This window comes from Duganella lactea (genome assembly GCF_009857505.1).
Lineage (GTDB): Bacteria > Pseudomonadota > Gammaproteobacteria > Burkholderiales > Burkholderiaceae_D > Rugamonas > Rugamonas lactea.
Genome location: NZ_WWCP01000001.1, coordinates 522,427 through 545,550, shown reverse-complemented (window position 1 = coordinate 545,550; position 23,124 = coordinate 522,427). Strand labels below are relative to the sequence as shown.

Genomic DNA, 23,124 nt, shown 5'->3' with positions numbered 1-23,124 from the left:
GCCTCCAGGCCGACCTTGGCCTTGAACTCCGCCGTATGCACCCTGCGTTTTTTGCCTTCACTCATGCGCTATCATCCTTTCACGGACAACAGCTTAAACCACCGTCTCAAATTCGGGGTCCACTATAGTGCTCGCGACAAAAAGGTATGCGATGCCGTTCCTGAGCTTTGCAGAGTTCTCAAAATAAACAGGCGGCTGAACGATCACATGCGCCGCCTGTTTAGGTTGGAAGGCAAACTACGCGACGCCCCTGGCCTTTTCGCTGTCTGTGGTGACATGCGGACTGTAAAACTGCGCCAACAAAGCAAGCTCTTTCTGCTTGGCCGCCAGCAAATGCCGCTCTTTCACATGACCGTAGCCGCGGATGTCCTCCGGAATACTGGCGATCACGACGGCTTGCGCCAGATTCTCTGCGCTTAATTTAAGCAGCAGGCCGGAGACGGTATTGCGATACTCTGCAATCAGCGCGCGCTCCATCTTGCGCTCCGCTGTGCGGCCGAACGGGTCCAGCGCCGTGCCACGCAGGCCTTTTAGCTTGGCCAGCACGCCGAAGGCTTTCATCATCCATGGGCCGTATTCCTTTTTGACCAGGTGGCCCTGGGCGTCGGTCTTGGCGAAGATCGGTGGTGCCAGGTGGAATTTCAGCGTGGTGTCGCCTTCGAACATGCCGGCGATCTTTTGCTGGAAGGCGCCGTCGGTGTACAGGCGGGCGACTTCGTATTCGTCCTTGTAGGCCATCAGCTTGTAGTAGTAGCGCGCCACGGCTTCCGTCAGGCGGGTGCTGTTACCCAGCTTTACCTCTTGCGCGCGGACCTGATCGACAAACGATTTATACTGTTTAGCATAATCACTGTTCTGGTACGCGGTCAGCAGCTCGACACGCTTGCCGATGATGTCATCCAGCGTCTGGGTGCGTTTGAACTCGATCACCTTGGCCGGTGTGGTCAGCCTGGTGACCGACGCCAGATCGTGCGCGGCGGTGCGGCCCCAGTGGAAGGCGGCCTGGTTGAAGGCGACCGACACGCCGTTCAACTCAATCGCCTTGATCAACGCCGCCTCGCTCAGCGGCACGTGGCCTTTCTGGAAGGCGTAGCCCAGCATGAACATATTGGTGGCGATCGAGTCGCCCATCAATGCGGTGGCGATCTGGCCGGCGTCGACAAAGTCGACGTTCCCGTTGCCGCAGGCGCGCATGATTTCGCCGCGCGAACCGGCGTCCGGGAATTGCCAGTCCGGATTCTTCACAAACGCGGCGGTCGAGGAACCGGTCGAGTTGATCATCGCGTGCGTGCGGCCCTCGCCCATGCGCGACAAGGCGTCGCGCGAGGCGGTGACGATCAGGTCACAGCCGATCACCAGATCGGCGCTGCCGGTGCCAACGCGGGTCGAGTGCAGATCGCTTTGATGATCGGCCAGCCGCACGTGCGACATCACCGGGCCGCCCTTCTGCGCCAGGCCGCTCATGTCCAGCACAATCGCGCCCTTGTTTTCGACGTGCGCCGCCATGGCCAGAATCTGGCCGACCGTCACCACGCCGGTGCCGCCGATGCCGGTGATCAGGATGCCGAACGGGGTCTCGGTCGATGGCAGCACAGGCATCGGCAGCACGGCCTGCGGGCCTTCGCCGACAGCGGCCTTCTTCGGCTTCTTCAGCGCGCCGCCTTCCACCGTCACAAAACTCGGGCAGAAACCGGTGGTGCAGGAGAAGTCCTTGTTGCACGAAGACTGGTTGATCTGGCGCTTGCGGCCCAGCTCCGTCTCCAGCGGCTCCACCGAAAGGCAATTGGACTGCACCGAGCAATCGCCGCAGCCTTCGCACACCGCCTCGTTGATCACCGCGCGCTTGGCCGGATCAGGATACTCGTTGCGTTTGCGGCGACGGCGCTTTTCGGACGCGCAGGTCTGGTCGTAGATCATCGCCGACACGCCCGGCTTGTCGCGCAGTTCGCGCTGCACCTCCATCAATTCGCTGCGATGGCGCACGGTGACGCCCGGCGCCCAGTTGTAATCGGATGGATATTTTTCCGGTTCGTCGGTCACCACGATAATCGGCGACACGCCTTCCGCCGCGATCTGGCGCGAGATCATGCCCGGATCGAGCGGACCGTCGAACTGCTGGCCGCCGGTCATGGCCACCGCGTCGTTGAACAGAATCTTGTAGGTGATGTTGACCCTGGCCGCCACCGCCGCGCGGATCGCCAGTATCCCCGAGTGGAAGTAGGTGCCGTCGCCCAGATTGGTGAAGACGTGCTTCTCGTTGGTGAACGGCGCCTGCCCCACCCACGTCACGCCTTCCGCGCCCATGTGGGTAAAAGTCGAGGTCTCGCGGTCCATCCACAGCACCATGTAATGGCAGCCGATGCCCGCCAGCGCGCGCGAGCCTTCCGGCACCTTGGTCGAGGAGTTGTGCGGGCAACCGGAGCAGAAGTACGGCGTGCGGTCGGTCTGCGGATTGGCCTTGGCCGGCAGCGTTTTAAGCGCCAGCTCTTTCGCTTCCAGATACGCCACCCGCTGCCGCACGCGCTGGGCCACCGGATGGTCCTTGCAATAGTGCGCGATGCGCGAGGCGATGGCGCGCGCGATCTGCGCCGGATTCAGTTCATAGGTGGCCGGCAGCAGCCAGTCGCCGTGGCCGGTCTTGCCGTGGTTGCTCCATTCGCCGGTGTCGTCGAACTTGCCGACCACGCGCGGACGCTGGCCGTCCGGCAGGTTGTACAGCTCTTCCTTCAGCGCGTATTCGAGGATCTGGCGCTTCTCTTCCACCACCAGAATCTCATCGAGGCCTTTGGCGAATTCCTGCACGCCCTCCGCCTCCAGCGGCCAGGTCATGCCGATCTTGTACAGGCGGATGCCGATATCGGCGGCGGCCTGCTCGTCGATGCCCAGGTCGGCCAGCGCCTGGCGCGTGTCCAGATACGATTTGCCGGCGGTGATGATGCCGATCTTGGGCTTGGGCGAATCCCAGATAATCTTGTTCAGCTTATTGGCGCGGCAGTAGGCCAGCGCGGCGTACCACTTGTAGCTGTTCATGCGGACTTCCATATCCAGCACGGTGTCCGGCCAGCGGATATTCAGGCCGCCTTCCGGCAGATCAAAGTCGGTCGGCAGCTGGATCTGCACGCGGTCCGGATCGAAGTCCACCACGGCGCCGGATTCGATGATGTCGGTGACGCACTTCATCGACACCCACAGGCCGGTGTAGCGGCTCATCGCCCAGGCGTGCAGGCCGTAGTCGATGTACTCCTGCACCGACGATGGATACAGCACCGGAATGCCGCAGGCGTTCAGAATATGATCCGACTGGTGCGCGGTCGAAGAGGACTTGGCGGCGTGGTCGTCGCCGGCCAGCACCAGCACGCCGCCATGTTTGGCCGAGCCGGCGTTGTTGGCGTGCTTGAAGACGTCGCCGCAGCGGTCCACGCCGGGGCCTTTGCCATACCACATGGCGAACACGCCGTCGTACTTGGCGTCTTTGAACAGATTGGTTTGCTGGGTGCCCCAGACGGCGGTCGCCGCGAGGTCTTCGTTCATCCCTGGATGGAATTTAACGTGATGTTCGTCGAGGTACTTCTTGGCCTTCATCGCCGTCATGTCGACGCTGGTGACGGGCGAGCCGCGGTAGCCGGTGATATAGCCCGCCGTGTTCAGGCCTGCCTTCAGATCGCGTTCGCGCTGCATCATCGGCAGGCGGATCAGCGCTTGTGTGCCGGTCATGAAAGCGCGGCCGCGCTCCAGCGTCCATTTATCGTCCAGCGTGATGTCGGCCGCATCGGCGGACGGATTCAATAGCAAACCCTTTTGAGGTGCATTCATTGTTTTGTCTCCAAATTTTTAGGTACGCGCGCGGCAGAGCCGGGTAGGCTCTGCCGCGTGGCGCCGGTGCTCCGTCTATATGCGTTGCTACCGGCCTGGTATCACTCTACACCTTATGCGGTGGCTTTGCTTGGGTCCTGCAGCACGCCGCGCTTGATCTGATCCAGCTCGATCGACTCGAACAGCGCGCGGAAGTTACCTTCGCCAAAACCCTGGTCGCCCTTGCGCTGGATGATCTCGAAGAAGATCGGACCGATCACGTTCTGCGTGAAGATCTGCAGCAACAGCTCGCGCTCCTGCTCATTGCTCTGGCCATCGATCAGGATGCGCAGGCGGCGCAGGTCTTCCAGACGTTCGCCGTGATTCGGCAGGCGGCGGTTCACCAGTTCGTAGTAAGTCTCGATGGTGTCCTGGAAGGCGATGTCCTCTTTCTTCATGCCCTCGATCGAGGTGTAGATATCATCGGTGCCCAGCGCGATGTGCTGGATGCCCTCGCCATGGTACTCGTCCAGATATTCAGCGATCTGCGATTTGTCATCCGACGATTCGTTGATCGGAATGCGCACCTTGCCGCATGGGGACGTCATGGCTTTCGACTTCAGGCCGGTCAGCTTGCCCTCGATGTCGAAGTAGCGCACCTCGCGGAAGTTGAACATCTTCTCGTAGAAGTCGGCCCACTCCTTCATGCGGCCGCGATGGACGTTGTTGGTCAGGTGGTCGATGTAGGTCAGGCCATGGCCGACCGGGTTCGGATTCGCGCCGGGAATCGCCACGAAGTCGACATCATAGATGCTGATGTCGCCGATGGCGCCCTGCTGTGCATCGCCGTTCTTGCCGCGCCAGCGGTCGACCAGATAAATCAGCGAATCGCCGACGCCCTTGATGGCCGGGATATTCAGTTCCATCGGGCCGGTCTTGTTGTCAAAGCCCCAGGCGCCCTTCTCCAGCATGGACTTGTAGGCGAACGCCGAATCCTGCACGCGGATGCCGATCGCGCACACCGACGGGCCGTGCTGGCGGGCGAAGCGCTGGGCGAAGGAATCCTTCTCGGCGTTGATGATGAAGTTGATCTCGCCCTGGCGGTACAAAGTCACATCTTTATGGCGGTGGCGGGCGATGGCGCTGAAGCCCATGCGCTCGAACAGCGCGCCGAGGGCTTGCGGATCGGGCGCGGCGTACTCGACGAACTCGAAACCGTCGGTGCCCATCGGGTTGTCCCATGGCTGGAATTGCATGCGTCTCTCCTTATTTGAATAAGGCACAGTATAGATCCGGTCCGCCGGCAGTAAATTGCAAACGATTCGCACGTCTGGCGAATTTGAGCAATAATATTGCCTTGATATTGAATTTTTGAGGTATTTATGACCAAAATTACGCTAGACAAAACCGACCGCAAGATTCTTTCCATCCTGCAATCCGACGGCCGCCTGTCGAACCAGGACGTGGCCGAACTGGTGGCGCTGTCGCCGTCGCCGTGCCTGCGCCGCATCAAGCGCCTGGAAGAGGCCGGCGTGATCCGCCAGTACGTGGCGCTGCTGGACCCGGACAAGATCGGCCTCGGCTTGCTGGCGTATGTGAATGTGCGGCTGGAAAAGCACAGCGACGCGGCGGCGCACAGCAACGCCCGCGCGCTCGGCGCCGCCAACGCGCCGCCATCGCCGCGCGCCGACTTCGCCGAATCGGTGGCGCAATGGCCGGAGGTGGTGGCCTGCTACGCCATGACCGGCGAAATGGACTACCTGCTGCGCGTGCATGTGGAAGACATGGACCACTTCTCGCGCTTCATGATGGCCACGCTGCTGCGCCACCCGGCGGTGCTGGACGTCAAATCCTCGTTCGCCCTGCAGCGCATCAAGGACACCACGGCGTTGCCGCTTTCCGGCTAAGGCGTTTTACGGCCCAACAGACGCCCCAGCCATTTGGCGGCGATGCGCTTGTTGGCCTTGTAGGTGTAGTCCAGCACCGCGAGCTGTTCGTGCAACGCCTCTTGCAGCACGCTGGACGGATCGGCCGGCAGCAGCTTGAGATAGGCGTCGGCCTCGCCGTAGTCGCGGTGGATTTCCATGCCGGCCTTTTTGGCGATGTGCATCATGGTCTTGTTGGATGACAGGCAGTGCATGTACAGCGTGTCGACGTCGTTGTTGCGGCAGTGGATGGCGGCGCGCTCGAACAGCCGCGAACCAACGCCCATGCCGCGCGCCGAGCGGCTGACCGAGACGCCGAATTCCGCCACCCGTTCCTTGTCCGTGACGGTGCTCGATTCGTCGCGCGGCGCGAACGCCAGATGCCCCACCGCCACCAGCCGGAACACGCGGTTGTACACGCCGAACACCATGTCGCGCGAGAAGTCGATGCGGTTGACGTAGTTGCTCACCTGCTCGTCCGGCAGCACGGAGCCGAAGCGCAGCAGACGGTCGGCGTCTTCCAGCTCCAGAAAATGCCGCAGCATGCGGCGGCGGTCACGCTCGCGCAGTTCCTTGACCGGCACCGTGGGACGTTTGCCGTCCCGGTTTCTCAAACGGCGCAGCGGGTTCTGGAACAGGTCCGCGTTCATTCCACGTCTTCTTCCTTCAGCGCCGCCTTGACGGCGCCAACGCGCGCCGCGTGCACCCGCTCAGGGATGCGTTGCGGACTGTCGGCACAGGCTTGCGCGATTTCGCCGGCGTTGACGCCGCGCGCCGCCGCCAGCGCCGTTTCCAGATGCGCCAGTTGCGGGAACGGCGCCTCGGCAAAGCTGGCGTTGGCGCCGATGCGGCCGCGCGAATCGCATTCGGTCGCCAGCAGCATCTGCGTGAAGCGCGCCGGCTTGCGGAAGGCGTCGCAACGCTCGAACAAGGTGACGATGGTGTTGGCCCGCAGTTGCAGCGCGCGGCCGACGTTGCCATGCTCGCGCGTGGTCATCACCGCCAGGTCGCGGCATTCGGTCGGCACGCGCAGGCGCTTGCACACCTGCTCCACCAGCTTGACGCCAAGGCCTTCGTGACCATGGTGCGCGGGCCAGTTGTCGGCTGGCGTCACGGCCTTGCCGAGATCGTGCGTCAGGCAGGCGAAGCGCACCGGCAGGTCGCGCTCCAGCCGCGCCGCGCAGTCGATCACCTGCATCACGTGGACACCGGTGTCGATCTCGGGATGCCATTGCGCCGGTTGCGGCACGCCCCACAGCGCGTCCAGCTCCGGCAGGATGCGCGTCAACGCGCCGCAGTCGCGCAGCACATCGAACATGCGCGACGGCTTGTGCTCCATCAGGCCGCGCGCCAGTTCCTGCCACACGCGTTCGGCCACCAGCGCATCGACTTCGCCTTCGTCCACCATCCGCTTCATCAGCGCGTTGGTTTCCGGCGCCACGGTGAAGTCGCTGAAGCGGGCGGCGAAGCGCGCCACGCGCAGGATGCGTACCGGGTCTTCGGCAAAGGCGTCCGAGACGTGGCGGAACACGCGCTGCTCGATATCGCGCCGGCCGCCGTAAGGATCGGTGATGGCGCCGTCGTCGGCGCGCGCCATGGCGTTGATGGTGAGGTCGCGCCGCACCAGGTCTTCTTCCAGCGTGACGTCGGCCGAGGTGTGGAACACGAAGCCTTTGTAGCCGGGCGCGGTCTTGCGCTCGGTGCGCGCCAGCGCGTATTCCTCCTGCGTTTGCGGATGCAGGAACACCGGGAAGTCCTTGCCCACCGGGCGGAAGCCCTTGGCGATCATCTGCTCCGGCGTGGCGCCCACCACCACGTGGTCATGGTCCTTGACCGCCAGGCCAAGCAGCGCATCGCGTACCGCGCCGCCGACAACATAGGTTTGCATAGCTTAGTCCGGCATGTCGGCGTCGTGCCGGGGCGCCGTTTCGGTTTCGGCCAGCGCCTCGCTGACCCAGCGCGCCACGGCGGGATGCGCCAGCACGCGCTGGCAGTAGGCGTCCAGCGCCGGCGCCAGCGTCACGCCGTAAGTGCGGAAGCGCATCACCACCGGCGCGTAATAGGCGTCGGCGATCGAGAAGTCACCGAACAGGAACTGGTGATGGCCGAAGCGCGACAGGCACTCTTCCCAGATTTCGCTGATGCGGCCGATGTCGGCCTGGGTGCCCGGCGTGCGGCCCTTGCCGGGATAGCTGGCGCGGATGTTCATCGACATCGAGGTGCGCAGGTCGCTGAAGCCGGCGTGCATCTCGGCGCACACCGAGCGCGCCATGGCGCGCGCCGCCACGTCTTGTGGCCACAGATGCAGCTCGGGGAACTGCTCGGCCAGATATTCGCAGATGGCCAGGCTGTCCCAGATCGTCATCTCTTCGCCGGCCAGCAGCACCGGCACGCGGCCGGAGGCAGAATAGCCGCAGATGCGGTTGGCGGTGTCTTCCTGGTCGAGCAGCACGCGCACTTCCTGGAACGGAATGCCGAAGGCGGTCATCGCCACCCATGGCCGCATGGACCATGACGAATAGTTCTTGTTACCGATGACGAGCGTAAGGCCCGGCGAGCGCGCCGCCGCAAGCGTCTGCGACAGGCTGGGATCGAGTTGGGTAGTCTGCATGGTGTTACGTCCTGTAGGGATTGAATCAGCGCGGAGCGAAACTGGTTTCCTGTTCCTCGGCCTGGGTGTAGCCTTTCGGGCCGACGGTGGCCAGGCGCGCCTTCAGCGATTGCGGCCGCCCTTCAAACAGCGCCGCGTAGTAGGTGGCGTTCGACATCACGTTCTTGACGTAGGTGCGCGTCTCGTAATACGGAATCGACTCGATGAACACGGTGGCGTCCATCGGCTTGGTCAGCGTGGCGCGCCAGGAGCGCAACCGTCCCGGCCCGGCGTTGTAGGCGGCGGTGGCCAGCACCTCGTTGCCGTCCATATTCCCCAGCACCATATTCAGGTAGTTCGTGCCCAGCATGATGTTGTAGCGCACATCGCTCAGCATCTCCTGCGCGAAGTCGGTCAGGCCCAGTTTCTTGGCGACCCAGCGGCCGGTGGACGGCATCACCTGCATCAGGCCCGAGGCGCCGACGTGCGACTGCGCGTCCATGATGAAGCGCGACTCTTGCCGGATCAGGCCATACACCCAGGCCTTGTCGAGACCCAGCGTCTGCGTGGCCGGATGCATCACATCGTTGTGCGGCGACGGGAAGCGCTGCGAATAATCGACCTGGATGCGGGTGCGTTCCGAGGTGTTGACCATGCGGTCGAGGATATTGTTCTGGCGCGCGTATTCGGCGGCGGCCAGGTGTTCGCGTTCGTTCATGCCGCGCAGCGCCCAGTTCCATTCGCGCGTGCCCTCGAAGCGCAGGCGCATGCCGAAGAACTTCAGCGCGCGCTGGATGTTCGGGTTGGCGGCGATCGGCGCGATCTCGGCCTGCGAGATCGGCGCGCCCGGTGCCGGAATGGTAATCAGCTTGCCGGTTTCCTCCAGCGCCAGCTGACCGTAGTAGTTGGACTGGTCGGAGATGCCGCGGAACAGTTGCAGCGCCTCGCCGGTCGGCTGGCTGGTGACGCCGTCGCGCGCCATCAGCGCGCGGCCCAGCCAGTAGATCCAGGTCGGATCGTTGCGCAGCGATTGCGGCATGGCGCGGATATTGTTCTCCACCTGGCGCCAGTCGCCGTTACGCATGGCGATGCGGGTTTTCCATTGAATCTGATCGATCGACAGCTGCGCGCCGTTGGCGCGTTTCCAGTAATCGGTGGTCTCCGGCGACAGCGAATAGGAGGTCTGCAGCGCGATCGCCGCCCATGCCTGCTGCTGCTCCTGCGACGACATCTTCGGCATCGCCTTGTTCAAGCCGAGCACCGCCAGCTTGCTGCTGGTCTTGGCCAGCCGGCCGAGGGCGACGATGAAGATCTGGTGTTCCACCTTGCCGGCGTCTATGCCCTTGGCCACCACCAGCGTCGGCAAATCGACCGCTTGCACGGCTTTCTTTTCCGGGCCATTGAGCAGGGCGACGATGCGGCGCGCCTGGCCGGTGGCGTTGAATTCACCGGCCAGGCGCAGTTGCGCGTACAGGTCCTCGGTGTTGAACTGGCCGGCCTGGTACAGCGTGGCGATCAGGTCCGCGCACGGCTGGCCGTACACCGACGGAGAAGTCAGCAAGGCGCGCGCCTCGTCGGCCACTTTCTGGCCCTTGAGCGCGCGCGAGATCAGCGCGTAGCATTTGACCTGGGTGTCGTCGTTGAGCACAAACAGCGGATACTGTTCGTCGAAGGTGGCCCAGTCGCGTTTGCGGCCCAGCTCCAGCAGCCAGTCGTTGCGCAGGCGGTCGACGATGGCCTGGCCCTGGTAACGCTGGAAGAAACCGCGGATATCGGCCTCGGAGGCATCCTTCAGGCGCGATTTCAGCCGATAATAATCAACGTAGGATGGAATCGAGTAGCTGCTCAGGCGCGCGGCGTAGAAATCGGCCTTGCTGGCGTCGTCCTGGCGCACGGCGTCGCGCAGCAGCAGGAAGGCATCGTCGTCCCTGCGGTTATCCGCGCTGATGTCGTCGGCGTGGGCAAGCGAGGTAAAGGCAACGACGACAGCGCCGGCAATCCATTTCGAAGCAGAAATCAATGTGCAACTCTCTAAAGTCTTGAACCAAATATGACCAGCGACCCTAGAATACCACGCAGCGCGTCCGTATCACCAGTAGAGAAGGCGGAATTGCGCCAGCGGTTGCTGGCGGCACGGCGCGCGCTCGATCCGGCCACGCGCGCGGCCTGGGACCGCGCCATCGGCGATCAAGTCGTCGCATGGTGGCGGGCGGCGCGGCCGGCGGCGTTGGGCGTCTACTGGCCGCTGCGCGACGAGCCGGAGCTGCATCCGGCCTACGTGGAGCTGGCGCGCCTGGGCGCGCGGCTGCTGCTGCCGGTGGTGGTGCAAAAGGACGCGGCGCTGGAGTTTGCCGAATGGCGCATCGGCGAGACGATGGTAAAGGACAAGATGGGAGTGGCCGTGCCGGCAGATTTGCGTCTGGCGGCGGCGTATCCGCCGGCGCTGCTGGTGCCTTGTCTGGGATTTAATCAACAAGGTTATCGATTAGGCTACGGCGGCGGTTTTTATGACCGCACGCTGGCGCGCCACACGCCGCCCCCGCGGACACTGGGCATCGCCTACCAGTGCCTGCGGGTGCTGTTCGCCGGCGACAGTCATGATGTGGCGCTGGACCGCATCATCACCGAGTGATTACACCAGCCGTTGCCACAGCGCGGTGGTGGCCGCGGCCTGGTTCATGCTGTAGAAGTGCAGGCCCGGAGCGCCGCCTTGCAGCAGCCGCTCGCCCAGCGCCGACACCACATCCAGGCCAAAGGCCTTGATCGAGGCGCTGTCGTCGCCGAAGCTGGCCAGCTTGAGTCGCACCCAGCGTGGAATCTCGGCGCCGCACATGTCAGAGAAGCGCATCAGCTGCGTGTAGTTCAGGATCGGCATGATGCCCGGCACGATGGGCGCGTCGATGCCCAATTTCTGCGCCTGCTCGACGAACTGGAAGTAGGCATCGGCATTGTAGAAGTACTGGGTGATGGCGGAATTGGCGCCGGCCTTGATCTTGCGCTCGAAGGCCAGCAGGTCATCCTGCGGCGAACGCGCCTGCGGGTGCACTTCCGGATAGGCCGCCACTTCGATGTGGAAGTGATCGCCGGTTTCCTGGCGGATGAATTCCACCAGCTCATTCGCATAACGGAATTCGCCGCCGGCGCCGTAGCCGCTCGGCAGGTCGCCGCGCAACGCGACGATGCGCTTGATGTTGTGCGATTTGTATTCGGTCAGGATCTGGCGGATCGACTCGCGCGTACCGCCGACGCAGGACAGGTGCGGCGCGGCATCCTGGCCGGCGGCCATGATCTCGACCACGGTGTCCAGCGTGCCTTGCTGCGTGGTGCCGCCGGCGCCGAAGGTGACCGAAAAATATTTAGGTTTCAGCTCGGACAGCTTGGTGCGCGTGGCGCGCAGCTTTTCCGCGCCTTCCGCCGTTTTTGGCGGAAAGAATTCGATACTGAAATTCGGGTTAGTCATCTGAGTTCTTCAAAAGTAAAGTCGACAGAGCCCAGGAAATAATGCTGTACAACACGGCGCCACCAACGGCGGACAGGTAGCTGTCCACGCGGAAGCCATCGACCCACTGCGCCACCAGCCAGAACATGAAGCCGTTGACCAGGAAGATGAACAGGCCCAGCGACAACAAGGTCACGGGCAAGGTCAGCAACAGCAGCACAGGGCGTATCAGCGTATTTACCAGGCCCAGTACAAGAGCCGCGACGAGGGCTGCGCCGATGCTTGTGACATCGACGGAATGCATCAGGTAAGGCACTGCCAGCAGGGCAACCGCATTGATTAACCAGGTAAGGAGCAAACGCATGGTGATAGTTCTCGCTGCAAAAAAACGGGGCCCGGAGGCCCCGCCTTGGGATTAGTAACGGTAATGATCTGGCTTGTACGGACCCTCTTGCGTCACGCCGATGTAGTCGGCCTGCTCCTGGGTCAGCACAGTCAGTTGCGCGTTCAGTTTTTTCAGCTGCAGGCGCGCGACTTTCTCGTCCAGATGCTTCGGCAGCACGTACACGCCGACCGGATACTTGTCGGTGTTGGCGTACAGCTCGATCTGGGCGATGGTCTGATTGGCGAACGACGACGACATCACATACGACGGGTGACCGGTGCCGCAACCCAGGTTGACCAGACGGCCTTCGGCCAGCAGGATGATGCGCTTGCCCGATGGGAAGATCACGTGATCGACTTGCGGCTTGATGTTTTCCCAGGTGTACTTCTTCAGCGCGGCGACGTCGATCTCGTTATCGAAGTGACCGATGTTGCAGACAATGGCCTGGTCCTTCATCTTCAGCATGTGCGCTTCGGTCAGGATGTGGTAGTTGCCGGTGCAGGTGACGAAGATGTCGCCGTGTTCGGCGGCGTAGTCCATGGTGACCACGCGGTAGCCTTCCATCGCCGCTTGCAGCGCGCAGATCGGATCGATCTCGGTGACCCACACTTGCGCCGACAGCGCGCGCATCGCTTGCGCCGAGCCCTTGCCGACATCACCGTAACCGGCGATGACGGCGACCTTGCCGGCGATCATGACGTCGGTGGCGCGCTTGATGCCGTCCACCAGCGATTCGCGGCAGCCGTACAGGTTGTCGAACTTCGACTTGGTGACCGAGTCGTTGACGTTGATCGCCGGGAAGGCCAGCTTGCCTTCCTTGTGCATCTGATACAGGCGGTGCACGCCGGTGGTGGTCTCTTCGGTCACACCGAGGATGTGCGGCAGACGCTTGGAGTACCAGGCCGGATCGATGGCCAGGTGGGCCTTGATGGCGTTGAACAGGCAGATTTCCTCTTCCGAGCCTGGCGCGGCCAGCACCGAGATGTCTTTCTCGGCGCGCGCGCCCAGGTGCAGCAGCAGGGTGGCGTCGCCGCCGTCGTCCAGGATCATGTTGGAGTAGACCGGCGCGCCCGAGGCGTCGGCAGGCCACTCGAAGATGCGATGGGTGTAGTCCCAATATTCGTCCAGGGTTTCACCTTTGATGGCGAACACCGGGGTGCCGGCGGCGGCGATGGCGGCGGCGGCGTGGTCCTGGGTCGAGTAGATGTTGCACGAGGCCCAGCGCACTTGCGCGCCCAGCGCTTCCAGCGTCTGGATCAGCACGGCGGTCTGGATGGTCATGTGCAGCGAACCGGTGATGCGCGCGCCCTTCAGCGGCTGGGCGGCGGCGAATTCCTCGCGGATGGCCATCAGGCCAGGCATTTCGGTTTCAGCGATCTTGATTTCTTTGTCGCCCCATGGCGCCAGGGAGATATCGGCAACCAGGTAGTCTTGCGTGGATTTGAGTACGGCGTTCATCACGCCCTCCTTTCATGTTAGAAAAAAGTAACGTGAGCGCGGTTGGGGATCTCCGAGCCTGGCGAAAGCTAGTTCGTCGCAGCGCTCCTCGGAAGGTGCATTCTAGCATCACCTTGGACGGAAATCAGCAAATAAAGCGCAGGCGGGCGTGTGCGCCTCGCTATACTGGCCGGCACACCACACCAATTTTGCGGGAGGACGCGTGATCCGTTTCGGCCCCTGGAGCACCACACTGGGCCTGGCCGCCGGCTTCGGCGCGCTGGTGGCCCTGTTGCTGCTGGTCGCCGTGCTGCGACTGATGCCGTATGTGCTGGGTTTCGCCGGCGCCTACGACGCCTGGCCCTGGCTGTCGTTTGCGCCGTTTGACCTGCGTCTGGCGGTGGGGCCATTGCTATATTTATACCTGCGACGACTGGTCACGCCGGCGCTGCCGCCGCGCTGGGGCTGGCATCTGCTGCCGGCCGCCATCGATCTCGTCTACATGCTGTGGGCGTTCGCGCTGCCGCTGGAGCAAAAGAACGCGTGGGATGCGGCCGTGCAGCGGCCGTGGATTTCGCCGCTGCAGGACGCCGCCGGCGGGTTGTCGCTGGCCGTTTATCTGCTGCTGTCGCTGCGCTGGCGGCAACGCTACCTGGCATGGCTGCGCGAACATGTCAGCGACGCCGAGGAGCACCGGCAGCCGTGGATCGCCAGCGTGCTGCTGGCGCTGGGCCTGTGGCTGGCGCTCTCCGCCGGATTCGATCTCTACAGCCGCTGGCTGGCGCCCCTGACGTATTACGATCGGTTTCCGCAATATCTGGCGTTCTCGGCGATTATCCTGTGGCTGGGTCTGGAAGGCTGGCGCTACACCGGGCACCGCTTTCCTCAAATGCGCGCGCCCCAGCAGGATAGCCTGGGTAGGCTGGATACGCTGCCCCAGCCCGTTGGCCGCGACTGGCAAGCGGCCGGGACCGCCTGGCGCGAGCAGATCCGTCTTGGCGGCTGGTGGCAGCAACCGGGCCTGACACTGGCCGACGTGGCGCACAGGCTGGGCACGAACGAGAGCTATGTGTCGCGCGCCTTCAACCTTGGGCTGGGACAGAATTTCAATGCCGCCATCAATGCGATGCGGGTGGAAGCCATCCAAAGCAGGATGATGCGGGACGATGCCACCGATCTGTTGACAATGGCGCTGGCATGCGGCTTCGCCTCCAAGGCCAGCTTCAACCGCGTGTTCCATGAGCGCACGGGCATGAGTCCGTCGGCGTGGCGCACGGCTCAGATCACGAAAACCGCGCGCCCGCCCGGAACTGAGGCGACGCCGCCCGCCGGTCGCGCCTAAGCTGGGCTGACGCGGCGGGATGGTCTCGCCGCATCACCGGGAACACCTATGCATATTTCTGTCTTGGGCGCGGCCGCGCTGCTGCTCTGCCTGTTCAACATCCCTGTTCAAGCCGCCGACACGGCGCCGCCCCAGTGGGCTGAGGCCGCCAGCGTACTGCCCGATCTGACCGCCGGTCAACCGGCCTCCGCGCCGCGGCTGGGCGAGGCGCTGGCCGGCCAGTGGCGCGGCACGCTCACCTACCGCGACTACCGCAGCGACGCCCGCGTGGTACTGCCCACCAGCGCCGGCATCACCGGTCCCAGCGCCGCGCTCGTCATCGATTTCGTCTACGACGACGGGCCCGGCAAGATCGTGCGCTCCAGCGACCGCTGGGCGCTGGCGGGCGACACGCTACAGATGGAGCAGGCCGGCGCGCCGCTGTCGGTCAGCGCCTATCGCAGCGGCGACGGCGACGACCTCACGCTGGTCGCGCTCGGCACGGGACGTGACAACGGCGCCGAGGTCGCGGTGCGCGCGGTGGTGTTACGGCGCGGCGACACGCTGACCATCAGCCGCGCCACGCGCCTGCCCGGCCAGCCCTGGTTGCTGCGGCATGTCTACCATTTGACGCGGACAAAATAAAACCGGCGCCGCCGCGAGGCGGGCGCCGGTTCCGTGGCCGGGCGGCGGAGTTACTTCAGGCCGGCGGCGGCGCGCAGGATGGCGGCCTTGTCGGTGCGTTCCCACGAGAATTCCGGCTCTTCGCGGCCGAAGTGGCCGTAGGCGGCGGTCTTGGCGTAGATCGGGCGCAGCAGGTCCAGCATCAGCACGATGCCTTTCGGACGCAGGTCGAAATGCTCCATCACCAGCTGGGCGATTTTCTCGTCCGGGATGACGCCGGTGCCTTCGGTGTAGACCGTGATGTTGATCGGGCGCGCCACGCCGATGGCGTAGGACACCTGCACCTGGCACTGGCGCGCCAGGCCGGCGGCCACCACGTTCTTGGCCACGTAACGGGCGGCGTAGGCGGCCGAGCGGTCGACCTTGGACGGGTCCTTGCCGGAGAACGCGCCGCCGCCGTGCGGCGAGGCGCCGCCATAGGTGTCGACGATGATCTTGCGGCCGGTCAGGCCGCAGTCGCCCTGCGGGCCGCCGATGACGAAACGACCGGTCGGGTTGACCAGGTATTTGGTGTCCTGCAGCCATTCCTTCGGCAGCACCGGCTTGATGATCTCTTCGATCACCGCCTCTTCGATCTGCTTGTGCTGCATTTCCGGCGCGTGCTGGGTCGACAGCACCACGGTGTCCACCGCCACCGGACGGCCGTTCACATAACGCAGCGTGACTTGCGACTTGGCATCCGGACGCAGCCATGGCAGGCGGCCGTCCTTGCGCAGCTGCGACTGACGCTCGACCAGGCGGTGCGCGTAATGGATCGCGGCCGGCATCAGTTCATTGGTTTCGTCGCAGGCGTAGCCGAACATCAGGCCCTGGTCGCCGGCGCCCTGGTCCAGATCCAGGCCCGCGCCCTCGTCCACGCCCTGGGCGATGTCCGGCGATTGCTTGTCGTAAGCCACCAGCACCGCGCAACCACGGTAGTCGATACCGTAGTCGGTGTTGTCGTAACCGATGCGCTTGATGGTTTCACGCGCGACTTGAATATAATCAACGTTGGCGTGGGTGGTGATTTCACCGGCCAGCACGACCAGACCGGTGTTGCACAGCGTTTCAGCGGCAACACGGGCTTTCGGGTCCTGGGCAAGAATCGCGTCGAGAATGGCGTCGGAAATCTGGTCGGCGACCTTGTCCGGGTGACCTTCCGAAACGGATTCCGAGGTGAAGAGGTAATCATTAGACATCGCAAGCTCCTGAGATGGTGTGAATGTTACTGTCGCATACCAACACGGCTTGCGACGCTTTAGCGAGATTTATATTCCGCATCGCAAGTTGTCATTAACTCAGCGGTTACTACTTAACGTGGTATTTTACGCTTTTTTAAAAAAACTTGCTTTCAATACAGGGCAGATTTATTCATGCTGGTTCCACTTTTCCGTTTCTTATCGATCTTTCCGCTGTCCGTGCTGCACGCGGCCGGCGCCGCGTTGGGTTGGCTGGTGTACGCCGCCTCGCCCTCCTACCGCCGCCGCATGCGCGACAATCTGCGCCAGGCCGGCTATGGCGACTACCTGAACGCCGCCATCGGCGAGGCCGGCAAGAGCATGTTCGAGCTGCCGTTCATCTGGTGCGCCGACCCGGCGCGCGTGTCGCGCCACGCCACGCTGGAGAACTGGGCGCTGGTGCAAACCGAGCTGGACGCCGGTCGCGGCATTGTGTTCATGACGCCACACCTGGGCTGCTTTGAGATCGTCGCGCAGGAAATCGCGCTGCGCAACGAGCTGATGGTGATGTACCGCCCGCCGAAAAAAGCCGCCCTCAAGCCGCTGATCGAAGGCGCGCGCGCGCGCCACAACCTGCTGCTGGCGCCAGCCAATATGTCCGGCGTGCGCATGCTGGCCAAGTTCCTCAAGAAGGGCCAGCCGGTCGGCGTGCTGCCCGACCAGGTGCCGCAGGAGGGCGAGGGCGTGTGGGCCACGTTCTTCGGCCGCGACGCCTACACCATGACCCTGCCGGCCAAGCTGGCCCTGCTGGGCGACGCCACCGTCATCATCACCTACGCCGAGCGACTGCCGGGCGGCAAGGGCTATGTGGTACGCTTCGTGCCCTTCGACGGCTCGCTGGACGGCGACAGCGCCGCCCAGGCGCAAGCGATCAACCACGCCATGGAGCGCCTGATCGCCCGCAACCCGTCGCAATATTACTGGAGCTATAACCGCTACAAAGTGCCGAACGGTATCGACGCACCGTCTGCCACCAAGGCGGGAGAAAACGCATGAAATTGTTATTAGGATTGATGTGGCTGCTGCACTGGCTGCCACTGCCGCTGCTGGGCCGCTTCGGCGACGCCGTCGGCAGCCTGTTGTTCGCCACGCTGCGCGCGCGCCGCCATATCGCGCTGACCAACCTGCGCCTGACCATGCCCGAGCTGAGCGAGGCCGAGCGGGTCGACCTGGCGCGCCGCCACTTCCAGGCCTACTCGCGCAGCGTGTGGGAACGTGCCATCCTGTGGTGGGCGCCCGAGTCGCGGCTGCGGCGCCTGATCCAGATCGAGCCGGGCGGCGAAATTCCGGTGGCGGACATGACCACCAAGCCGACCATTCTGCTGTGCCCGCACTTTGTCTGCCTGGACGTGGCCGGCGCCGCCATCGCCATGCAAGCCAGCGCCTCGTCGATGTACGTGACGCAGAAGAACGCCGCCTTCGACCAGGTGCTGCGCGCCGGCCGCGCCCGTTTCAAGCCGGTCAAGCTGTTCACCCGCCAGGACGGCATCAAGCCCATCCTGCGCGCGCTGCGCGACAAGCTGCCCTACTTCATGCTGCCGGACATGGACTTCGGCGAGAAGGACGCCGAGTTCGTGCCGTTCTTCGGCGTCCCGGCCGCCACGCTGACCGCCACCGGCCGCATCGCCGCCGCCACCGGCGCCCAGGTGATGCCGGTGATCGCCACCTTCCTGCCCGATTACCAGGGATACCGTGTGAAATTCTATCCGGTGTGGGACAATTATCCGGGCGACGACATGGTGGCCGCCACCCGCCGCATGAACGCGTTCATCGAGGAACGCGTGCGCGAGGCGCCGGCCGAATATTTCTGGACCCACAAACGCTTCAAGACGCGCCCCGAGGGCGAGCCTTCGCTGTACCGCCAACCTTAACTGCCCATGAAACTGAAATTCACCAAAATGCACGGCGCCGGCAACGACTTCGTCGTGATCGACGGCGTCAACCAGCACATCGACTTCACGCCCGCGCAGTGGAAGCTGCTGGGCGACCGCCGCTTCGGCGTCGGCGCCGACCAGATCCTGCTGGTGGAAAAGCCGACCGCGGCCGGCTGCGATTTCCGCTACCGCATCTTCAACGCCGACGGCGGCGAGGTGGAACAGTGCGGCAATGGCTCGCGCGCCTTCGTCAAATTCGTGTCGGAAAAAGGCCTGACCGACAAGCAGTCGATCACCGTGCAAACCAAGGCCGGCGTCATCGCCCCGCGCCTGGAAGCCAACGGCAGCATCACGGTCGACATGGGGGCACCGATCCTGGAACCGGGCCGCGTGCCGTTCGACACCGACGGTCTGCGCGGCGAGCGGCAGGGCGACGACACGCTGTGGCCGCTGGTGCTGGAACTGGGCGGCGCGCGCGAGAGCGTGCTGATTTCGGCGGTCTCGATGGGCAATCCGCACGCGGTGCAGGTGGTCGAGGACGTCGACGCCGCGCCGGTGGAACTGACCGGCCCGCTGATCGAACATCACACGCGTTTCCCGAACCGCGTCAACGCCGGCTTCATGCAGATCGTCAACCGCCAGCAGGTGAAACTGCGCGTGTTCGAGCGCGGCGTCGGCGAGACGCTGGCGTGCGGCACCGGCGCCTGCGCGGCGGTGGTGGCCGGCATCCGCCGCGGCCTGCTGGACAGCCCGGTGCGGGTCGACGCGCGCGGCGGCCGCTTGTCGATCACCTGGGCCGGCGCAGGCCAGCCGGTGTTCCTGACCGGCCCGGCGGTTACGGTGTTCGACGGCGAAATCGAGATTTAAGCCGCCAGCAACGGATGGGCAACGCCGGCCGCCAGCCAGGTCTTGAGCCGGTACAGGCGCTGCCGATAGTTGCCCTCCCAGCCATCCGGGCCGCTGTCGATCGACTCGAACCGCCGCACGATGCGGTCCAGCGCCTGCCGTTCGCGCGCCGTGCGCAGCAGCACCAGACGGCGCTTGCCCCGGCCGTAACTGGCACGGATGTCGATCACCAGGCAGTGCCCGTGGTCGGCCCGCTTGACGTCCAGCAGCAGCGCTTCCGCCCGGCGCAGCCCGAACAGCGCGGCCAGTTCCAGCCGCGCCGCCAGCAAGGGCTGGCTTTCCAATAACTCGCGTGTCAGGCACAGCACCAGGCTGTCCGTCCAGCGCGCCTCGGGCGGCGTGGCGACAATTCTGGCCAGCGCCGCCTCGGCCTCGGCGCAGCCCTGCGCGGCGGCCTTCTGCAACCAGTAGGCGGCGCGCACGTCGCCGTGTTCGTCGGCGCGGCGGTTGCGCCACGCGTACATGCCGCATTCCAGTTGCGCGCCCACATGACCCAGCGCAGCCGCCCGCTCCAGATAGCGTTGCGCCTCGGCCACGCAGCGCTGCGAAAACTCCGGTTTCAGATAGATGCGCGACAACGCGAACCACGCCGCCGCCAAGCCCTGCTCGCCGGCCAGCGTCAACCATCGGATGGCTTGCTTGAAGTTGACGGCGGCGATGCCGTGGCACAGACGTCGCCCGCTGCCATCCATGCGCGCGCACCATAGCCCCAGCGCCAGCTGGGCGTCACGGTCGCCGCCTTGCGCCGCGCGGTCCCGGCATTGCGGCAAGTCCGGATCGGGGTCGTGCGGCTGCAGGCGCAAGCGCGTGCGCGCCTGGTGCACGAAGGCGTCGTGGTCGCGCTGCCACAATTGCGCCAGCGCGGCATAGTGGCCCACGATCAGATTGTTGTCGCCGCGCGACGTCCGCGCGACCGGTGACGGCCGGCGCGGCGGCGATTGCGGTTGTGGTTGCGGCGGCGACGCCGGCGCGGCCTGCTGCCGCGTCAGTTGCGCCAGCACCCGCGCGGCAGGCGCAATGCCGGCCGCGCAGGCCAGCTGATACCAGCGCAGCGCCTCCGGCATAGCCTGCCGTGCAACGTCAAATGGAATGTGGCCGCCGATCAGGCGCCATGCCTCATCGCGCTGCTGGCGCGCCGCGCGGTCCAGCCAGTACAGCGCGGTCGGCAGATTCAGCGGCAGGCCGGCGCCGCCGTACAAGTACAGCTTGCCCAGCGCCAGTTGGCAGTCAGCGTCGCCGGCGCGGGCGCCCCTGATAATCCCTAACTCTTCTCGATTGGCCATGGTCTCTGTCTGCATGTCGTCGAAGCGGGGTGGCCCGCTGTGTTGTCCGCGGTGCCCTCTGTCCCCAGTGTAGCGTGCGATCCGCGCCACACCCTAGTCAATATATGCTTGGGGGCTTGATCTTCCACAAGCACCGCCCCCCTCTCCAGCTTGTACGCTAGAGCTGTTTTGATGCCTCAATGAAAGCAAAACAGGCCTCAATGGCGCGGCTGACAAGCGTTACAGAAATACAACAAGATGCCGGGGTTCCGCGGCTTTCGACCACAACAAGCCGTCACAAACGACCATTCCAGCACAATTGCGACACCAGCCCGTTAAGGTTGAGTGAGGGGATGCGAATCACACTTAAAGGAAGAACCAATGAAAAAAACTTTGGTGGCTCTGGCGCTCACGGGCGTGTTCTCCGGCGCGCTGGCGCAATCGTCCGTCAGCATCTATGGCACGCTGGACGCCGGCATGTCGCGGCGCACCGATACCGACGTCACCGCCGTCGGCAAGCGCGACAACAACAAGCTGGGCTTTCGTGGCGTCGAAGACCTGGGCAACGGCCTGAAAGCGCTGTTCCAGCTGGAGATACGCTACGAACCGGACACCGGCGTGGTCGAAAGCACGGTGCGTCCGCTGTTCCAGGGCCAGAGCCGGGTCGGCCTGCAGGGCGACTTCGGCACGCTACGCCTCGGGCGCGGCCTGACCGCCTTCCAGGAAACCAGCACCGCGTTCGAACCGTGGTCCGGCATGCCCGCCGTGGCCGGCTATCAGACCGACCTGCAGGTGGCGGGCTACACCAGCGACCCGCTGAGCGTGGCCGGCAACTCGCTGAACCGCTTCTCCAACGCGGTGTTCTACAACAGCCCGATGATCGGCGGCATCTTCCAGCTGAACGTGACGGTGGCCACGCGCGAAGCCAACAACAATCCGCTGATCATCGGCCGCGGCACGGCGGCGGCGCCGCAGTTCCCGGCCAACAGCAGCGCCGCCGTGTATCCGTACTCGGTCAGCGCCACGGTCACCCAGGGCCCGTTCGCGGCCTACGCGGCGGCCGAGCGCAACGGTGTCGACACCAAGCTGTGGTCGGTCGGCGCCTCGTTCAAGCCGATCCCCGACCTCAAGCTGATGGGCTCCTACCAGCGCCAGGATCAGGACTTCAGCGTGCCGATCAATCCGATCACCAAGGCCTGGCTGATCGGTGCCAACTACACCATCGGCGCCGGCCTGGTGCGCGCCGGCTTCGGCCACAAGACGCCGGACAATGCGCTCAACGTGCCCACCATCGCCAAGACCAGGCAGTTTTCGCTCGGTTACGACTACAACCTGTCGCCGCGCACCTACCTGTATGTCGATGGCACCCGGCGCAAGGCCACCACGGCGGCCACCTTCAATTTCTACAGCCTCGGCATCCATCACAACTTTTAACGTGGCGCCGGCGGCAAAACCGCCGGTGCAACTTGCCACCTCACTTGCTACCTCACTTGCTACCTCACTTGCTACCTCACTTGCTACCTCACTTGCTACCTCACTTGCCGCGGGACGGGCATGGCTGACCCCATGCCCGTTTTTTTTCGTTTAAAATTACACACTAACCTTGCCACCAAAGTACCTCATGACCGCCCCACTGGATTCCACACTCGTCGCACAATTCCTGACCGACAACCCACAGTTCTTCGAAGAACATGCTGACTTGCTGGGTGAAATCAAACTGGCCAGCCCGCTGACGGGCCGCGCCGTGTCGCTGCAGGAACGCCAAATGGAAGTGTTGCGCGACAAATACAAAACCCTGGAACTGCGCATGGGCAACCTGATGCGCCTGGCGTCGGAAAACGAAGCCATCGCCAACCGTTTCCACCGCTGGACCCAGATACTGCTGCAATCGGAAGACGTCGGCTCGATGCCGCACGCCGTCACCAGCGGCCTCAAGACCGCTTTCGAGGTGCCGCAGGTCACGCTGCGCCTGTGGGGCGCCGCGCCGGACTACGCCGACGAATGGTTCGTCAAGGGCGTGTCGGAAGACGCGCGCCTGTTCGCCAACAGCCTGCACGCCCCGTACTGCGGCGCCAACAAGGACTTCGAAGCGGTGCGCTGGCTGGACCAGCCGGCGGAAGTGGTATCGACCGTCATCATCCCGCTGCGCAAGCCGGGCGACAAGCAAGCCTTCGGCCTGCTGATCCTGGGGTCGCAAGACGCCAACCGCTTCACCTCGCTGATGGCGACCGACTTCCTGGTCCACATCGGCGAAACGGCCAGCACCGCGATGGCCTGGCTGCTGGATTAAGC

The 23,124-nt window shown here is 64.3% G+C and carries 20 protein-coding genes and 1 riboswitch; of the genes, 9 read left to right on the top strand and 11 right to left on the bottom strand.

Annotated features, from left to right (window positions below):
- Nucleotides 1-237 precede the first annotated feature (237 nt).
- Both GTP44_RS02655 and hppD read right to left on the bottom strand, forming a co-directional pair.
- Nucleotides 238-3,813 carry an indolepyruvate ferredoxin oxidoreductase family protein gene (locus GTP44_RS02655; protein ID WP_161018185.1) on the bottom strand — a complete coding sequence of 1,192 codons (3,576 nt, stop codon included), beginning with the start codon at nucleotides 3,811-3,813 and terminating at the stop codon, nucleotides 238-240.
- 113 nt (nucleotides 3,814-3,926) lie between these two features.
- Nucleotides 3,927-5,048: a 4-hydroxyphenylpyruvate dioxygenase gene (hppD, locus tag GTP44_RS02650; RefSeq protein WP_161018184.1), complete on the bottom strand. Its 1,122-nt coding sequence runs from the start codon at nucleotides 5,046-5,048 to the stop codon at nucleotides 3,927-3,929.
- Nucleotides 5,049-5,174: 126 nt separating this feature from the next.
- Here hppD and GTP44_RS02645 point away from each other — a divergent pair, with 126 nt between their 5' ends.
- Nucleotides 5,175-5,699: an Lrp/AsnC family transcriptional regulator gene (locus GTP44_RS02645; protein ID WP_160988176.1), complete on the top strand. Its 525-nt coding sequence runs from the start codon at nucleotides 5,175-5,177 to the stop codon at nucleotides 5,697-5,699.
- Here GTP44_RS02645 and GTP44_RS02640 read toward each other — a convergent pair.
- From GTP44_RS02640 to GTP44_RS02625, 4 genes are read right to left on the bottom strand one after another with little or no spacing between them, the layout of a single operon-like run.
- Nucleotides 5,696-6,367, bottom strand: a complete 672-nt coding sequence (locus tag GTP44_RS02640; protein WP_161018183.1) for a GNAT family N-acetyltransferase — start codon at nucleotides 6,365-6,367, stop codon at nucleotides 5,696-5,698. The two genes, GTP44_RS02645 and GTP44_RS02640, sit on opposite strands and share 4 nt — an antisense overlap.
- Nucleotides 6,364-7,605: a multifunctional CCA addition/repair protein gene (locus tag GTP44_RS02635; RefSeq protein ID WP_161018182.1), complete on the bottom strand. Its 1,242-nt coding sequence runs from the start codon at nucleotides 7,603-7,605 to the stop codon at nucleotides 6,364-6,366. The genes GTP44_RS02640 and GTP44_RS02635 overlap by 4 nt, the downstream gene beginning before the upstream one ends.
- Before the next feature lie 3 nt (nucleotides 7,606-7,608).
- A complete protein-coding gene (locus GTP44_RS02630) occupies nucleotides 7,609-8,328 on the bottom strand; it encodes a glutathione S-transferase family protein (RefSeq protein WP_161018181.1) in 720 nt (239 codons plus the stop codon).
- Nucleotides 8,329-8,353: 25 nt separating this feature from the next.
- Nucleotides 8,354-10,327 carry a lytic transglycosylase domain-containing protein gene (locus GTP44_RS02625; protein ID WP_161018180.1) on the bottom strand — a complete coding sequence of 658 codons (1,974 nt, stop codon included), beginning with the start codon at nucleotides 10,325-10,327 and terminating at the stop codon, nucleotides 8,354-8,356.
- A gap of 30 nt (nucleotides 10,328-10,357) precedes the next feature.
- Between GTP44_RS02625 and GTP44_RS02620 the strand changes: the two genes are divergently transcribed.
- Entirely contained in the window at nucleotides 10,358-10,939 is a 582-nt protein-coding gene (locus GTP44_RS02620; RefSeq protein ID WP_161018179.1) for a 5-formyltetrahydrofolate cyclo-ligase, read from the top strand.
- On the opposite strand, the gene metF is transcribed toward GTP44_RS02620, so the two are convergent.
- The 3 genes from metF to ahcY are packed head-to-tail and all read right to left on the bottom strand — an operon-like array spanning nucleotide 10,940 to nucleotide 13,589.
- Nucleotides 10,940-11,767 (bottom strand): methylenetetrahydrofolate reductase [NAD(P)H], encoded by an 828-nt coding sequence (gene metF, locus GTP44_RS02615; RefSeq protein WP_160988182.1) that lies wholly within the window; start codon nucleotides 11,765-11,767, stop codon nucleotides 10,940-10,942.
- The gene (locus GTP44_RS02610) at nucleotides 11,760-12,110 is read right to left on the bottom strand and encodes a phage holin family protein (protein ID WP_161018178.1); all 351 of its coding nucleotides are present in this window, start codon (nucleotides 12,108-12,110) and stop codon (nucleotides 11,760-11,762) included. Before GTP44_RS02610 ends, metF begins: the two co-directional genes overlap by 8 nt.
- A gap of 51 nt (nucleotides 12,111-12,161) precedes the next feature.
- The gene (ahcY, locus tag GTP44_RS02605; RefSeq protein WP_161018177.1) at nucleotides 12,162-13,589 is read right to left on the bottom strand and encodes an adenosylhomocysteinase; all 1,428 of its coding nucleotides are present in this window, start codon (nucleotides 13,587-13,589) and stop codon (nucleotides 12,162-12,164) included.
- A gap of 27 nt (nucleotides 13,590-13,616) precedes the next feature.
- Nucleotides 13,617-13,685: riboswitch (S-adenosyl-L-homocysteine riboswitch) on the bottom strand.
- Nucleotides 13,686-13,791: 106 nt separating this feature from the next.
- Here ahcY and GTP44_RS27980 point away from each other — a divergent pair.
- Both GTP44_RS27980 and GTP44_RS02595 read left to right on the top strand, forming a co-directional pair.
- On the top strand, nucleotides 13,792-14,910 hold the full coding sequence (locus GTP44_RS27980) for a helix-turn-helix domain-containing protein (protein WP_161018176.1): 1,119 nt from the start codon (nucleotides 13,792-13,794) through the stop codon (nucleotides 14,908-14,910).
- 48 nt (nucleotides 14,911-14,958) lie between these two features.
- Nucleotides 14,959-15,534, top strand: a complete 576-nt coding sequence (locus GTP44_RS02595) for a hypothetical protein (protein ID WP_161018175.1) — start codon at nucleotides 14,959-14,961, stop codon at nucleotides 15,532-15,534.
- A 50-nt stretch (nucleotides 15,535-15,584) separates the two neighbouring features.
- On the opposite strand, the gene metK is transcribed toward GTP44_RS02595, so the two are convergent.
- Nucleotides 15,585-16,751, bottom strand: a complete 1,167-nt coding sequence (gene metK / locus GTP44_RS02590; protein WP_160988187.1) for a methionine adenosyltransferase — start codon at nucleotides 16,749-16,751, stop codon at nucleotides 15,585-15,587.
- 174 nt (nucleotides 16,752-16,925) lie between these two features.
- On the opposite strand from metK, the gene GTP44_RS02585 reads away from it, so the two are divergent.
- The 3 genes from GTP44_RS02585 to dapF are packed head-to-tail and all read left to right on the top strand — an operon-like array spanning nucleotide 16,926 to nucleotide 19,531.
- Complete coding sequence (locus GTP44_RS02585; RefSeq protein ID WP_161018174.1) at nucleotides 16,926-17,786, top strand: lysophospholipid acyltransferase family protein; 861 nt, start codon at nucleotides 16,926-16,928, stop codon at nucleotides 17,784-17,786.
- Nucleotides 17,783-18,661, top strand: a complete 879-nt coding sequence (locus GTP44_RS02580; protein WP_160988189.1) for an LpxL/LpxP family acyltransferase — start codon at nucleotides 17,783-17,785, stop codon at nucleotides 18,659-18,661. Before GTP44_RS02585 ends, GTP44_RS02580 begins: the two co-directional genes overlap by 4 nt.
- Before the next feature lie 6 nt (nucleotides 18,662-18,667).
- Complete coding sequence (dapF, locus tag GTP44_RS02575; RefSeq protein WP_161018173.1) at nucleotides 18,668-19,531, top strand: diaminopimelate epimerase; 864 nt, start codon at nucleotides 18,668-18,670, stop codon at nucleotides 19,529-19,531.
- Here the strand turns inward: dapF and GTP44_RS02570 are convergent.
- Complete coding sequence (locus tag GTP44_RS02570) at nucleotides 19,528-20,853, bottom strand: tetratricopeptide repeat protein (protein ID WP_161018172.1); 1,326 nt, start codon at nucleotides 20,851-20,853, stop codon at nucleotides 19,528-19,530. The two genes, dapF and GTP44_RS02570, sit on opposite strands and share 4 nt — an antisense overlap.
- 360 nt (nucleotides 20,854-21,213) lie before the next feature.
- Between GTP44_RS02570 and GTP44_RS02565 the strand changes: the two genes are divergently transcribed.
- Nucleotides 21,214-22,266 carry a porin gene (locus tag GTP44_RS02565; protein ID WP_161018171.1) on the top strand — a complete coding sequence of 351 codons (1,053 nt, stop codon included), beginning with the start codon at nucleotides 21,214-21,216 and terminating at the stop codon, nucleotides 22,264-22,266.
- A gap of 187 nt (nucleotides 22,267-22,453) precedes the next feature.
- Entirely contained in the window at nucleotides 22,454-23,122 is a 669-nt protein-coding gene (locus GTP44_RS02560) for a DUF484 family protein (protein ID WP_160988193.1), read from the top strand.
- Nucleotides 23,123-23,124: the final 2 nt, after the last annotated feature.